Below are 14,249 nucleotides of genomic sequence, written 5' to 3'. Positions count from 1 at the left end.
CCACGCGGCAGGTGGCCCGCGTGACGCTGCGCCAGGAGGCCGCGGGCCCCTTGAGCGCCGCGTCCCGCCCCGTGTGGGAGGCGACGTGGCCGCTCGCCTTCCGGTCGCTCATCAAGAGCTACTCGAAGGCCGCGCGCGTGGATCCAGACCTCCTGCAGGGCCTCATCCGCGAGGAGAGCCGGTTCAACCCGACCGCGCGCTCCTCCACCGGGGCGCTGGGGCTCGCGCAGCTCATGCCCCAGACGGCGAAGCAGGTGGCGGACTCGCTCAAGCTGGCCTCGTTCGAGGTGTCGTCGCTGCTCCAGCCCGCGCAGAACATCCGGCTGGGCGCGGCGTACCTGGGTTCGCTGCTCAAGCACTTCGACGGCAACCCCGCCTACGCGGTGGCGGCCTACAACGCGGGCCCCGCGGCGGTGGAGCGCTGGCGCAAGGCCCTGCCCCAGGCGGAGCTGGACGAGTGGGTGGAGCACATCGCCTTCGACGAGACCCGCGACTACGTGAAGCGCGTGCTCAGCAGCTACAGCGCCTACAAGCTGCTCTACGCGAACGAGGTCCCGGCCTCCTTCGCGCCGACGCGCAAGGCCCCGATGGAGGCCGCGCGCACGCCCACGGTGAGCCCCGCCACCGGCGTGGGCGGCAGCGGCCGGAACGCGGCGACGCCCACGTCCTCCGTCTCCGGACGACGCTAACGGCACGACGCCGGACGGGATGCGCAAGCCCCCCGTCCGGCACGCCTTCCCTGCTACTTCACGCCCGAGGGCTGCGTGATGGACTCCGACCGGATGGTGTACTGGCCGGCGATGGCGTTCGTGTCGATGCCCGTGAAGTGACGGTACGGGTACGCGCCATCCGCGATGGTCTCGATGAACTCCACCGAGTCACCCGTGACGGACTTGCCGTCGAGGTCCACCGTGAAGGTGTTCTTCTCCGCGTCCACGCGCCACACGCACGCGCCCACGTTCGTCTCCGCGGAGCCGGTGGACAGCCCGTCGATGTCGAAGTCGTTCAGGAAGAAGTGGTGCATCTCCGCCCAGCGGAGGAAGTCCCTGAAGTTGTGGAAGACGATCATCATCCCGGCCGGCTGCTGGCTGGAGCCCTGGAGCACGCCGCCCAGGTAGACGTTCATCCGGTACGCGGAGCCACCCGGCGAGCCCGTGAACGTGGGCACCATGTTGACCGAGTTCGCCTCACGGCCCGGGGTGACCTTCAGCGTGCTGACGACCTGATCCCCATCGCGCGCCGCCAGCTGGTAGCCGCCCAGCGCGCCCAGGCTCATGGCCACGCGCTGCTCCCACTTCACGGCCTGCGCGAAGCTGCTGGAGACGCCGTCCTTCTGCGTCAGCAGCCCCGACACCGCCAGCCCGTCCGCGACGGAGTCGACCTTCGCCCGGCCCAGCGCACACGTCGTGATGCCGTCGAACTTCTTCACGCACTGGGACGCCGCGGACTCCTGCGCGCTCAGCGAACCGGCGGCCTGGCTGTCGTCGCCGCCCGCGCAACCCGTCATGCTCAACAGCAGGGACGCCAGCAGGGAACCCGTCATCTTCAGGTGCATGCACTACCTCATGGTGTGGGGGGACTGCCCGCGGCCCCACTGCACCCCGCGCGCCAACACCTGAAGTCCGTCTGTTTTCACTCTTGCAATTCATTGCATGAGAAAACAAGAGTAGCGTTTCATGTTACATGAAACATACTCCGTGTGACAGTCCCGGTCTCACGCGGGGCGGCAGGACGCCTCACGCGCGGGCGTGCCCGTGAAACCTGGATTCAGGGAATGAGCCGTGCGCGGGTGGAACTTTGCCGTGGCGCACAACTTGCGACCGGGGCGGTCGGATAATCTGGGGAGCGCGGTTCCTCCCCCGGACTCCCCACCATGGCCTCGAAGATCAACGACAGCTCGCGTCCCCTCACCTCCGTCTCGCGGCTGTCCTCGCAGGACGCCCGGAGCGCGGAGGCGAAGCCGCGCAACCGCCCCCTCGCGTGGAAGGACGGCTTCGAGTCCTCCGGCGCGCGTCCCGGCGCCAAATTGCCGCAGCTGCCGGCGCGCCGCCGGTGCTGTCGCTGCCGCCGCCCGCCACCACGACGCCGGTGCCGCCGGAGGCCCCCACCGAGCCGCCCGTGTCGGACGACTCGGATCCGATGAAGCACATCGAGTACCTGGCGTCGGACGCGCTGCAGGGGCGTGACAGCCCCTCCGCGGGCCTGGACGCCGCCTCCGCCTACGTGCAGGCGCACGCGGAGAAGTACGGGCTGGTGGGGCCGAACTCCAACAACCCGGAGAACCCCTTCCAGCAGAAGTTCAACGTCTACTCCTGGCTGGGCGCGGACCCGGCCGGCGAGGCGGCGGGCGCGGCGCACGCCGGGCATGCCGAGCACAAGCAGTTCGGCCACGAGACGTTCCAGGAGGGCTTCTACCTGGACGAGAAGATGCCCAAGGACACGCTGAAGCTGCTCAACCAGCAGTACGAGCAGACGATGAAGGCGGCGGGCCAGAGCGCGGTCCCGGCGCGCTCCGGCAAGCAGCGCGGCGTGGAGGAGCTCAGGCAGGTGGCCACCGCCACGGGCCAGGCCGTGAACACCCTGGCCATGCTGCCCGGCACCGGCCCGCACAAGGACGAGGTGATTGTCGTGATGGCCCACCTGGACCACGTGGGCGTGGACCGCAAGGGCAACGCCTACAACGGCGCGGACGACAACGCGTCCGGCAGCGCGGTGCTGATGGCGGCGGTGCCGGAGCTGGCGGAGGCCGCGAAGAACGGCAAGCTGGACCGCTCCGTGCTGTTCGTCTGGACGGGCGCGGAGGAGAAGGGGCTGGTGGGTTCGCAGTACTTCGTGGACCACCCCATCCCCGGCGTGGAGCTGAAGGACATCGCCGGCGTCATCAACACGGACATGGTGGGCCGCTGGGATGATCAGCGCCTGTCCGTGGTGGACACCAACACCCAGGGCCAGCCCAACTACTTCCGCGACGTGGTGGACCAGGCGAACCAGCAGCTGGCGGATCCGTTCGACCGCATCAACCGCGACATCAACGTCTACCGCGACCGGCAGGACGGCGCGTCCTTCGGGCGCAAGGGCGAGGACGTCCTCTTCCTCTTCGAGGGCCTGTCCAACCCCGAGGGCGGCGGCGACCTCATCCCCGAGTACCACCGGCAGGATGACGACATCGAGAAGATCATCGAGGACAACGGCGGCAACAAGCCCCGCCGCGTGAAGGACCTGCTGCTCAACGTCATCAGCCTCGCGGCGAACCGCACGACGGAGCCGCAGCCGAACTAGCGCGGCGCCTTCGGCCGGAAGCAGTGCTTCCGGCCGGAGCGTTCCCGGAGGCTCCGGGGCCGCCGGACCGCTAGGCGGCCAGCTTCTCCCCGCTGCTGGCCACGGGCCCGCCGGCGAGCGTTTCGACCTCGTGCTCGCTCAGCACGAGCTTCTCCTCCGAGCCGCGCCAGACGAACGGGATGCCCGGCTGACGGTAGAGGTTCGCGGGGATGTCCCGCGCCAGCTGCGCGTGCAGCTCCGGCAGCTTCGACCAGTGCAGCCCGTGCCGCGTGTGGTGCGCGGTGTGGTAGCCCAGGTTGCCCGTCATCAGGTTGTAGCCCTTGTGGAGGATGTTGTACGAGGCCTCCGAGTGGTTGGCGGTGTCCAGGCCCACGTGGTGGAAGTAGGTGGCCCAGACCGTCACGAAGAGCGACGCCGCCATGGGCAAGAGGAACACGAACAGCGCGTTGTAGGGGTTCACCCAGAACAGGCCCGCCAGCAGCACCAGCTGGAGCGCGGCCATCCACACGAACACGCGCAGCGCCTTGGGGTGCTGCTTGCGCCCCACCTGGAACGCGCGCGGGTACGCGGTCAGCATCGTGCTCAGCGAGTACTCCAGCTCCGCCATCGTCGAGCCGTCGTCCCGCTTCCAGCGCGACTCGTCCTGCGCCTGGTCCAGGTAGTTCTTGTGGTGGCCCAGCACGTGGTGGAGGAACCAGGCCTGCGACGTCACTCCCGTCTGGAAGCCGAAGACGAGCTCCAGCAGGCGGTTGGGCAGCGCGTGCTTGAAGAAGGACAGGTGCTGGTGGTGGTGGTTCCACGAGCAGATCCACCCCTTGGGGATGATGCCCAGCCCGAACCACAGCACCGGCACCCACCAGCTTCGCGCCGTGAGGAACACCGTCATGTCGAGCGCGAACAGACTCAGGAACATCAGGACCGGGATGCGATCTTCAGGGTGCCGGAACAGGGTCATGCGCCTTCCACGACAAGAGGAATCAGGGGAGAAATGCCGATTTTCTGACTGTAGGACGGCACCCCCCACCCCGAACAGCCCACCCACGCCTGCCTGCACGTTCCTCAGCGCTCGCGAAGCACCCCACCGTCGAGGAGCTGGGCGACCGCGTCGTCCGAGCGGTCGCTTCACGTCAAGTGCAACCCCCTGGAATCCGTACGTTTTCGCACGGAACACTGGCGAATCTCTCCAGGTAGGGTAGTCACTCCCCGCGTCACGGGAGCGTCACACCCAAGCGCCACCGACCTCCCGCGGCGGACCGCGCCTGTCCCTCCAGGCGCCGAGGGAGATCCCATGCTCGAAAAGCTGATGCCGAAGTCGGACGAGTTCTTCGACGACTTCGACGCGCAATGCGCGAGGACCGTCGAAGGCGCCAAGCTCCTGCACGAGCTCCTGGCGGACTACCGGGACGTGCCCACGCGCGTCCAGGCGCTCAAGGATGTGGAGCACCGGGGCGACGAGGTCACCCACGCGGCCTTCAACCGCCTCCACCAGCAGTTCATCACCCCGTTCGACCGGGCGCAGATCCACACGCTCCTGTCGCGCATCGACGACGTGCTGGACCTGACCAACGCGGCGGCGGCGCGCCTGCTGTACTACGAGATTGAGTCCAGCCGGCCGGACGCCACGGAGCTGGCGCGGCTCTTGGTGCTCTCCACGAAGAAGGTGCAGGAGGTCGTCGCGGCGCTGCGGCTCATCAAGAAGCCGGAGCAGATCCTCGCGGGCTGCAAGGAAATCAAGCAGCTGGAGACGCAGGCGGATGAAGTCCTGCGCGCGGGCATGGGCCGGCTGTTCAAGAGCGGCGTGGATACCCTGACCATCATCAAGTGGAAGGAGATCCTCGACCTCATCGAGACGGCCACCGACAAGTGCCAGGGTGTGGCCAACGTCATCGAAGGCGTCGTGCTGGAGCACTCCTGAGATGCTGCTCGCCGCGGTCGTCCTCATCGTCATCGTCGCGCTCGTCTTCGACTTCATCAACGGCTTCCACGACGCGGCGAACTCCATCGCCACGGTGGTGTCCACGCGCGTGCTGTCGCCGAACCTGGCGGTGGCGTGGGCCGCGTTCTTCAACTTCGTGGCGGCCTTCGCGGGCGGCGTGCACGTGGCCAACACCATGGGCAAGGGCATCATCAACTTCGAGATGCTCCGCGCGGCCGGCCCCACGGCGGTGCTGATGGTCATCTTCTCCGCGCTCATCGGCGCCATCGCGTGGAACCTGCTCACGTGGTGGTGGGGGCTGCCCTCGTCGTCGTCGCACGCGCTGGCGGGCGGGATGATTGGCGCCACGCTGCCGGTGCTGGGCGTCCAGGGGCTGGTGGGCAGCGGCATCGCGCGCATCGCGGCCTTCATCGTGCTGTCGCCGCTCATCGGCATGACGCTGGGCATCGCGATGATGGTGGCCAGCACCTGGGCGGTGCACCGTCAGACGCCGCTGCGCGTGGACACCTGGTTCCGCCGGCTGCAGCTGGTGTCGTCCGCCATCTTCTCCTTCAGCCACGGCACCAACGACGCGCAGAAGGTCATGGGCATCATCGCGGTGGTGCTCTTCGGCACCATCTGGCGCGACCGCCCGTTCCACATCGACTGGTGGATGATCATCTCCTGCCACGCGGCCATCGCCATGGGCACGTTCTTCGGCGGCTGGCGCATCATCCGCACCATGGGCCACAGCCTCACGAAGCTGGCGCCCATTGGCGGCTTCAGCGCGGAGACGGGCGGCGGCGTCACCATCATCGCGCTGGCGGAGCTGGGCATCCCCGTCTCCACCACGCACACCATCACCGGCGCCATCGTCGGGGTGGGGTCCACGCGCGGCTGGCGCGCCGTGAAGTGGGGCACCGCGGGCCGCATCATCTGGGCGTGGGTGTTCACCATCCCCGCCGCCGCGCTGGTGTCCGTCATCGTCTACGGACTCACGCTGGCGGTGGTGCGGCTGGTGGGCTGAGACACGCCCCGGGCGCGGGGGAGGCCCCCCGCGCCACGGCCCTCCCCTACCGGACGTTGAGGGCCGACGGCGGCCCGCCCACCGCCGGCGGGACGAAGGGCACCACCTTCTTGTTGTGCCACTGGACCAGCTTCAACGACGGGTCCTCCAGCGGCACGTCGAAGGTGTAGGAGATGCGCGTGGGGAACCCCCCGTCCATCTCCTCAATCCGCACCGTCAGGCCCTTCATGTCGAACTCCTGCCCCTGGGCCACCGGGTGGCGCGCCGCGCGGTGGATGCGCTCCTCCACGGAGTCCAGGAAGTGGCCGCCCTTGGGCAGCGACAGCTCCAGGGAGTTGGGCCCGGTGCGCGTCACCTTCTGCTCGTTGAGCGAATAGGACAGCACCCACCAGGCCTTCGGCAGCGGCATGCCCGTGGACCACCAGCGCACGGAGCCGTAGATGCCGATGATGCCGTTGGGGGCGTTGAGCACCACCAGCCGCTGCTCCGGCAGCTTCGTCTCGTCCAGGGCCTCCTCGTAGCGCGCCTGCACGCGCCCCATGAGGGCGTCCGCCTGCGCGTAGGCCTCCATCGTCTGCCACCAGATGTAGGGCGCGCCCACGACGTGCACCAGGGCCAGCACCGCGGCGCCGGCCAGCACCGCGCCCGCGCGGAACGTGCGCGCCCGGCCCCGCCACGCGTGGCGCAGCACCACGGCCAGGCCCACCGCCATGCCCAGGCTGGGCACGATGAGCGTGCGCGAGCCGGCGAACGCGGAGTTGGCCAGCCACGTGGACACGAACGCGCCCGTCAGCATCCAGCCCACCGTGCGCCGCTCCGCGGCCTCCAGCCGGGGCCACACGCCCCAGACGAGCAGCGCGAACAGCGTCAGCCCCACGGCGCCCAGCACCGTGAACAGCGGCACCAGCGACGCGTCGAAGATGAAGTCCGGGGGCGCGTTCAGCGTCAGGCCCGCGATGGCGGCCGGGACGCGGGTGAGCATGGCCTTGAACCAGTCCACGGGCGTCCCCACGGCGTCCAGGTACATGTCCGAGCCCCCCGCGCCGTAGCCCAGCGCGCGGTACAGCGCGAAGTAGCCCGCCATCAGCACGCCGAAGGGGATGAGCCCCTTGAGCTTGTCCTTCGCCTGCCCCGGGCCGGAGAAGGCCTCGTAGGCCAGCACGTACGGGCTGAGGATGACCATGGTCTCCCCGCTCAGGAGCGCCAGCGCGAAGCACACCAGCGCGCCCACCAGGGAGCCCGTGCGCTTCTCCTCGCGCCACTTCACGTGGAAGTAGATGCCGAGGATGCCGAAGAGCAGCGACATCACCACGCTGCGGTAGGACAGCCAGCCCAGCACCGCCGAGTGCGAGCCCCAGATGGCGAAGAGGAACATCGCCACGCCCGCCACCGCCGTGGGCAGCACGCGCTTGAGCAGCACGCCCGCCAGCACCACCATGCCCACGTACCAGAGCACCGAGTGGACCTGATAGGCCACGGCGACGCGGTTGTAGAGCAGGTGATCCAGTCCGTAGAACAGGCTGCCCAGGGGCCGGAAGAACGCCACGCGCACGGTGGGCTCCACCCACCACGGGAAGACGCCCACCTGCGCCAGCCGCAGCGTGTGCTCCGGGATGCCGGTGGCGGTGCGGTACACGTCCAGGGGCGTGTTGCCCAGGGGCGCGGGCGGCGGCACGTGGTCCCAGACGCCCAGCCAGATGAAGTCATCCGGCATGAAACCCACGCGCAGCGCGAGCGCGCCCAGAGCCGCCGCGAACACGACGGAAATCCAGAAGTAACGTTTAAACGGCCAACCCGGGGCGGCTGGCGGGGGAGAAGTATCCATGTTTCAAATATCTATCAGCACGCCCCCCGAGCGAGATAGGTCCTCCTGGGTCGTCCGCTGCCACCGGAAACACGCGGAGTGCGGCGCGCGCGATGGAGATCCTTTGCCACTGCCCGGACTCCGGGTGATCCTCCGCTGACGAAGGGGGACGCAGTCCGGCAGGTGCACTCACGAACGGGCGCGGCCCGTTTCCTTCCGCGCCGTCGCCGGGCCCGCACGCATGCGCATCGCCATCATCGCCACGTACACCCATCCGACCCGCCTGCGAATCAAGGAACCCTCCATCATGCAGTCCTCCGTGCCGGAGCTCATCGCGGGCCTGTGCCCGGAGCACGCGCAGGTGGAGATCTTCAACGAGAAGGAGGCGGACCTGCCGTTGGACCGGCACTGGGACCTGGTCTTCTTCTCGTACCTGCACTCGTACTACGAGCACACGAAGGTCCTCTCCACCCTCTTCCGCCAGCGCGGCATGACGACGGTGGCGGGCGGCCGGCACGCGGGCCACTTCCCCGACGACGCGGCGAAGTACTTCGACGCGGTCATCACCGGGGAGCCGGAGTCCAACGTGCCCGCGCTCATCGCGGACTTCGAGAAGGGCGAGCTGAAGCCGCGCTACAGCCTGCCCTCGCACGGCGCCGCCGCCATCCGGCCGTACCGCTACGAGCTCATCGACTTCACGCACAACAAGGTGCGCCTGCCCGGCATCGAGGCGTCGCGCGGCTGCCCCTTCACCTGCAACTTCTGCGTGCTCACCGGCCACGAGCGCTACCGCTTCCGGCCCATCCCGGAGGTCATCGACGAAATCCAGACGCGCATGCGCTGGAACCCGAACTTCCTGGGGCTGATGGGGGACGCGTTCGTCTTCCTGGACAACAACCTGGGCGGCTCGCCCAAGTACCTGCGCGCGCTGTGCGAAGCGCTCATCCCCCTGAAGAAGACCTGGGGCTGCGCCCTCACCTTCAACGTCCTCAAGGACGAGTCGCTGGTGAAGCTGATGGCGAAGGCGGGCTGCCGCTACGTCTACACCGGCCTGGAGTCGCTCAACCCGGACTCCATCAAGGCGATGAACAAGGGCCAGAACAAGCTGTCGGAGGTGGACGCCGTCATCCGGCGCGTCTTCTCCGCCGGCATCCTGTTGTCCTTCGGGCTCATCGTCGGCTCGGACGGGGACACCAACGAGTACCTGCACCGGCTGCCGGAGTACCTGGCGGACCTGAAGTACTTCTCCGTCACGTTCCTGGGCATCGTGTGCCCCTACCCGGAGACGCCCTTCTTCCGCGAGCTCCAGGCGGAGGACCGGCTGCTGCCCGGCACCATCAGCCGCGACTACGACGGCTACACGCTGTGCCACCGGCCCAAGCAGCTGCACGCATCGGAGGTGGTGGAGCACTTCCAGCGGCTGTGCCGCACGCTGGGGAGCCTGCCCAACATCGCGCGGCACTACGCGTCCAAGCTGATGCTGAGCGACCTGCCCCGCTACAAGCAGACCATCCTCTTCTCCGGCCCGGAGATCGTCAGCATCCGCAACCCGCTGAAGAACAAGGAGCGCCGCTACATCGCGGGCCTGGACGCCATCGAGTCCTGGGACGCGGAGCAGATGGCCGCGCTGGGCCTCACGCCGCAGGTCTTGACTGGACCCGGGACGGCAGCCGCACGTCCCACGCCAGTCCCAGGCCTCGCAGCAGGCGGATGAAGAGCCAGCCCGGGTCCCACTGCCACCACACCCAGCCGTGCCGCGCGGACGCGGGGAAGGCGTGGTGGTTGTTGTGCCAGCCCTCGCCCAGCGCCAGTACGGCCACCCACCACACGTTGCGGCTGTGGTCGCGCGTGTCGTGGGCGCGGTGGCCGAACGCCGCGTGGCACACGGAGTTCACCGCGTAGGTGCTCTGCATCCAGCACACCACGGGCAGGAAGAAGTACGCGGGCACCGCGCGCCAGCCGAACGTCAGCCCCACGAAGAGCACCCCCAGCACCTGCGGCGCGATGCGGTAGCGCAGCAGCCAGTGGTAGTACCCGTCATTCGCCAGGTCGCGGCACCAGGTGCGCCAGCCGTCCTCCTCGGTGGAGGCCTCGTTGAGGATCCACCCCATGTGCGCGTACCAGAAGCCCCGCGCCGGCGAGTGCACGTCCCCTTCCGCGTCCGCCTTCGCGTGGTGCAGCCGGTGATTGGCGGCCCACAGCAGCGGGCTGCCCTGCGCGGTGAGCATGGCCACCGTCACCAGCGCGTACTCCACCCAGCGGGGGCACGCGAAGGCGCGGTGGCACAAGAGGCGGTGCAGCCCCACCGTCGTGCCCAGGCCAATGGACACGTACACGGCCAGCGCCACCGGCAGCGCGTACGGCGGCCAGGGCAGGAAGAACGCCAGCGCGGCCAGCGCGTGCACCACGAGCATGTAACCGACGATGACGGGACTGAGCTGGAAGCGGAGCGGTGCGGTGGTCATGGCCCGGTGCGGCTGCGAGGAAGGAGCACGCAGTCTAGGGGCCCCGCCTGACGGGACAAGGAATGCGTCCCCCGGTGTCACATCACGCGGACGTCACGGGCGCCCGAGGCCTGGGGCACGGGCAGCGCCTCCGCGGGCGGGAGCCGGGTCGAGGCCTGGAAGCGGTCCATGCGGCGCAGCTCCGCGCGGGCCTCCACCTCCGTGAAGATTTCGCGCGCGCGGGCGAAGAAGGCCTCGCGCCGGTGCGGCAGGGCCACCGCCGCGTCGAAGTAGGCCACGCCCGTCTCCCAGCGGTTGGGGCTCTTCTCCAGGACGGCGATGGCCTCCAGGAACACCGGCTCCGCGGCCTTGGGGCCCTTGCGCAGGGCCAGCGAGCGCGCCGTCACGCGCAGCGCCGGGCCCTTCAGGTACGGGTAGAGCCGGGCGATGACGCGCGCCTTGATGCACGACAGCCGCACGATTCGCAGCAGCTCCTTGCGCGGCACCACCGTGGCGCCCTCCTCCAGCGCGAAGAGGGCCGCCTCCGCCGCGTCCACCAGCCCCACCTGGAGGAAGGGCACCAGCACCTGGTAGCTCCAGATGCTCTTGAAGCAGCGCACCGCGACGTGCGCCGCCTCCTCCACCTGGTGCTCGCGCACCGTGACGTTGGCCAGGTGGTTGAGGCTGGCGCACTGGTTGGCCAGGTCCGCCACCTCCTCGCTGATGCGCAGGCCCTGCTCCAGCTCCGCGCACAGCTCGCCCACGTCGCCTTCGCCCAACAGGTAGCGGCACATGGGCGCCCACGAGTGCGCCCAGCCCTGGTGCATCAGCGCGTTGAGCTCCACGCCAATGGTCTTCATCTGCTCGTAGAGCGCCTCCGCCGTGCGGAAGCGCGAGTGGAGGAACTCGCCCGTGGCCTGCATCATCAGGGACGTCTGGCGCTCCCAGCGCTCGCCCACCTGGCGCAGCGTGGAGACGGCCTCCTCCTGGAACTCCCGCGCGCGCTGCAACTCGTTGGCGAAGAAGGCCTGGATGCCCAGGCGGCTGAGCGCGAGCCCCTCCGCCACCGGGTCCTTGGAGCGCCGCGCGTACTCCAGCGCCTTCTCACAGTGGTAGCGCGCGCGCTTGAGCAGCCCCGCGCCGAACAGCAGCGTGCCGTAGTAGCCGCGCGCCAGGCTCATGGCGTAGTCGCTGCGCGAGCGCTCCGCCATGTTGGTGGACACCAGCGTCGCCCACGTGAGCTTCATGATGTCCGCGAAGTAGTAGATGCGGATGAGCGAGTTGAGCGTGGACAGCTGCTGGAGGTAGTTGCCCTGCCGGGACGCCGGCAGCGGGCGCAGGATGAACGGCAGGAGCGAGGCCAGCCCCCGCAGGAGCAGGTTGGCCAGCGTGCGCAGGCCCAGCGCGGGCAGGCTCCCCGGCAGGCTGCGGCCCCGGAGCACCAGGGACTTCTCCAGGTGCCGCGTGGCGAGCGCGGACTCGCCCTTCTCCTGGTGCGCGCGCCCCAGGCCCAGGTGCAGCTCCGCCTGGCGCTGGGGCTCCTCCTCGTCCACCAGGCACTGCTCGAACATCAGGATGGCGTTGGCGTAGTGGCCCGCCTGGAGCAGCGTCTCCGCCAGCTCCTGCATCACCCGGCGCGTCTTGAGGAGCAGCGCCTCCGGGTCCACGGGGGCGACGGTGCCCAAGAGCTCCAGCCCGCGGTTGTAGTGGTAGAGCGCGTCGTCGTTCGCGTACTGCGCCCGCGCGCTGCGGGCCGCCATCAGCGTGTACTCCAGGCCCTTGTCCTCCACGTTGCCCGCGAGGAAGTGGAACGCGAGCAGACCCGCGGAGGCCGCGAGGTTGTCGTTCGCGCGGACCTCCAGGTAGCGCGCGAGCCGGCGGTGCAGGTCCTCGCGCGCCGACACCAGGAGCGTGTTGTAGGCCACGTCCCGGATGACGATGTGCTTGAAGAGGCAGGTGTACGGCTCCTCCTGCTCCAGCAGGATGAGGCCCAGGCGCTGGAGCGTGTCCATGGCCTCGCGCAGGCGCTGCGCGCCCAGGGTGGGCACCAGCGCCGCCACCGCGTCCAGCGTGAAGATGCGCCCGATGACGGACGCCACCTTCACCACCAGCTTCTCCGTCTCGCTGAGCAGGTCGATGCGCGACAGCACCACGTCCTGGATGGAGTCCGGCAGCAGCAGGTCCTGCAGGCCGCGCTTGAGCTCCATCCGCGTGGAGCCGGGCTCCGCCAGGCCCAGGTAGCCCTGCTCCGCCAGGCCCTCCACGATGGATTCGATGAAGAACGGGTTGCCCTGCACCTTCGCGAGCAGCCGGTCCTCCAGCGCGACGTCCGGCGGCGACAGGCGCAGGTGCACGCGCAACAGCGCCCGCGTGTCCTCGTCGTCCAGGCTCACCAGGTCCACGGGGAGGAACCCGGGCAGCTCGCGCAGGCCCTTGACCTGGTCGCCCGGGCGCATCGTCGCCAGCACCATGATGCGGTGCGAGCCCACCCGCGCCGCGAGGTGCTGGAGCAGGTCCAACGAGATGTAGTCCGCCCAGTGCAGGTCCTCGAAGAAGAGCAGCAGCGGCTGCGAGCGGCTGAGCTTCTCCAGCAACAGGAAGACGATCTGGAACACCTTCTGCTGCTTGCGCCGCGCGTCCATCCGCGCCGTGGCGGACGTCTCCTCCAGCGACATGCCGAGGATGCCCGCCATCACCGGGATCCACTCCGGCCCCACGTCCTCCAGCCCCTCCAGGCCCTGGCGCAGGCGCGCAAGCTGCGCGTCGGTGTCGTCCGAGTCGTGCAGCCCGAAGGCCTGGAGCAGCACCTCCTTCCAGGGGAAGAAGGGGGTGAAGGCTTCGTAGGAGTAGCAGACGCCGTACAGCGCCCGCGCGCCGCCCTCCTCCGCGTCCTCCAGCACGCGCGCGCCCAGCCGGGACTTGCCGATGCCCGCCTCGCCGGACACCACGCACACGCGGCCCTGGCCGGCGAACGAGGCGTTGAGCGCTTCGTGCAGCACGTTGAGCTCGCGGCTGCGGCCGATGATGTCGCCCCGCCCCTTGATGAAGAGGCCGCGGCGCGTCTCTCCCAGCAGCCGGTACACCGGCACCGAGCGCGAGACGCCCTTGAGCTTCGCGTCCTCCACGAACTCGGTGGCGAAGCCGCCCTGCTGCGAGCGCGCCTGGGTGTTGGCGCACAGGTGCACGCCGTCCTGGCGTCCGCCGTGCGTCATCAGGCGCGCGGCCATGTTCACGACCTCGCCCAGCGCCGAGTACCCCTTGCGCGTGGGCGAGCCCATGTCACCGCAGTAGGCGTGGCCGGTGGCGATGCCGATCTGCAGCTCGTCGAGGAACGGGAACTGCTCGCGCGCCTTGAGCAGCTTGCAGGCCAGCCGGCACGCCAGGACCTCCTTGTTCTCTTGCGCGGTGGGCGCGCCGAACAGGACGTAGAGCACGTTGCCCTTGTCCGTGAAGTCCGTCATCAGCAGCACGCCGCCGTGGTGGGCGCTCTCGCGCTGGACGAACTCGTAGTAGGCGTTGAGGTCGCGGGTGAAGGCGTCCGGATCCGCGTCCGCCGACGCGTGGGTGAAGCGCACGAAGAAGCAGGTGACGTCGCGGAAGTCGCCCGCGAACTCCTGGTGCGCGGTGGTGATCTTCGTGAAGAGCACCGGGTGCAAGAGCAGCGCGCACCGGCCCACCAGCTCCGCCCCGCCCGTGGGAGCGGGAAGCGGGCGCCTCACGGCCTCCACCGGCGCGTCGAGCGCCAGCCGGTGGTTGCCCCCCTCGCGGGGCTCGCCCCGG

The 14,249-nt window shown here is 69.5% G+C and carries 10 protein-coding genes; 5 read left to right on the top strand and 5 right to left on the bottom strand.

Going from position 1 to position 14,249, the window contains the following annotated elements; all coding sequences use genetic code 11:
* On the top strand, positions 1-689 hold a 689-nt coding region (locus ACLEQD_RS21645), incomplete at its 5' end, for a lytic transglycosylase domain-containing protein (RefSeq protein ID WP_410386314.1).
* Between the two features lie 53 nt (positions 690-742).
* On the opposite strand, the gene ACLEQD_RS21640 is transcribed toward ACLEQD_RS21645, so the two are convergent.
* Positions 743-1,555 carry a hypothetical protein gene (locus tag ACLEQD_RS21640; RefSeq protein ID WP_410386312.1) on the bottom strand — a complete coding sequence of 271 codons (813 nt, stop codon included), beginning with the start codon at positions 1,553-1,555 and terminating at the stop codon, positions 743-745.
* A gap of 497 nt (positions 1,556-2,052) precedes the next feature.
* On the opposite strand from ACLEQD_RS21640, the gene ACLEQD_RS21635 reads away from it, so the two are divergent.
* On the top strand, positions 2,053-3,279 hold the full coding sequence (locus tag ACLEQD_RS21635; RefSeq protein ID WP_410386310.1) for a M28 family metallopeptidase: 1,227 nt from the start codon (positions 2,053-2,055) through the stop codon (positions 3,277-3,279).
* A gap of 70 nt (positions 3,280-3,349) precedes the next feature.
* Here ACLEQD_RS21635 and ACLEQD_RS21630 read toward each other — a convergent pair whose 3' ends face one another.
* Positions 3,350-4,234 carry a fatty acid desaturase family protein gene (locus ACLEQD_RS21630; RefSeq protein WP_410386308.1) on the bottom strand — a complete coding sequence of 295 codons (885 nt, stop codon included), beginning with the start codon at positions 4,232-4,234 and terminating at the stop codon, positions 3,350-3,352.
* Between the two features lie 333 nt (positions 4,235-4,567).
* Here ACLEQD_RS21630 and ACLEQD_RS21625 point away from each other — a divergent pair, with 333 nt between their 5' ends.
* Positions 4,568-5,194, top strand: a complete 627-nt coding sequence (locus ACLEQD_RS21625; RefSeq protein ID WP_410386306.1) for a DUF47 domain-containing protein — start codon at positions 4,568-4,570, stop codon at positions 5,192-5,194.
* 1 nt (position 5,195) lies between these two features.
* Complete coding sequence (locus ACLEQD_RS21620; protein WP_410386304.1) at positions 5,196-6,221, top strand: anion permease; 1,026 nt, start codon at positions 5,196-5,198, stop codon at positions 6,219-6,221.
* 46 nt (positions 6,222-6,267) lie between these two features.
* Here the strand turns inward: ACLEQD_RS21620 and ACLEQD_RS21615 are convergent, their stop codons facing one another.
* Complete coding sequence (locus ACLEQD_RS21615; protein WP_410386302.1) at positions 6,268-7,980, bottom strand: hypothetical protein; 1,713 nt, start codon at positions 7,978-7,980, stop codon at positions 6,268-6,270.
* Positions 7,981-8,266: 286 nt separating this feature from the next.
* Here ACLEQD_RS21615 and ACLEQD_RS21610 point away from each other — a divergent pair, with 286 nt between their 5' ends.
* Positions 8,267-9,739 carry a B12-binding domain-containing radical SAM protein gene (locus ACLEQD_RS21610; RefSeq protein WP_410386300.1) on the top strand — a complete coding sequence of 491 codons (1,473 nt, stop codon included), beginning with the start codon at positions 8,267-8,269 and terminating at the stop codon, positions 9,737-9,739.
* Here ACLEQD_RS21610 and ACLEQD_RS21605 read toward each other — a convergent pair.
* The gene (locus ACLEQD_RS21605; protein WP_410386299.1) at positions 9,660-10,490 is read right to left on the bottom strand and encodes an acyl-CoA desaturase; all 831 of its coding nucleotides are present in this window, start codon (positions 10,488-10,490) and stop codon (positions 9,660-9,662) included. The genes ACLEQD_RS21610 and ACLEQD_RS21605 overlap by 80 nt on opposite strands.
* A 77-nt stretch (positions 10,491-10,567) precedes the next feature.
* A partial coding sequence (locus ACLEQD_RS21600; RefSeq protein WP_410386297.1) for an ATP-binding protein occupies positions 10,568-14,249 on the bottom strand: 3,682 nt, incomplete at its 5' end.

It is taken from the genome of Corallococcus sp. 4LFB (assembly GCF_046520365.1).
Classification (GTDB): Bacteria; Myxococcota; Myxococcia; order Myxococcales; family Myxococcaceae; genus Corallococcus; species Corallococcus caeni.
This window is presented reverse-complemented; position numbering and strand designations above follow the sequence as displayed.

Coding starts and splice junctions, on each gene's coding strand:
- ACLEQD_RS21630 (WP_410386308.1), bottom strand. CDS start 4,234: ATGACCCTGTTCCGGCACCCTGAAGATCGCATCCCGGTCCTGATGTTC.
- ACLEQD_RS21605 (WP_410386299.1), bottom strand. CDS start 10,490: ATGACCACCGCACCGCTCCGCTTCCAGCTCAGTCCCGTCATCGTCGGT.
- ACLEQD_RS21640 (WP_410386312.1), bottom strand. CDS start 1,555: ATGCACCTGAAGATGACGGGTTCCCTGCTGGCGTCCCTGCTGTTGAGC.
- ACLEQD_RS21610 (WP_410386300.1), top strand. CDS start 8,267: ATGCGCATCGCCATCATCGCCACGTACACCCATCCGACCCGCCTGCGA.
- ACLEQD_RS21620 (WP_410386304.1), top strand. CDS start 5,196: ATGCTGCTCGCCGCGGTCGTCCTCATCGTCATCGTCGCGCTCGTCTTC.
- ACLEQD_RS21625 (WP_410386306.1), top strand. CDS start 4,568: ATGCTCGAAAAGCTGATGCCGAAGTCGGACGAGTTCTTCGACGACTTC.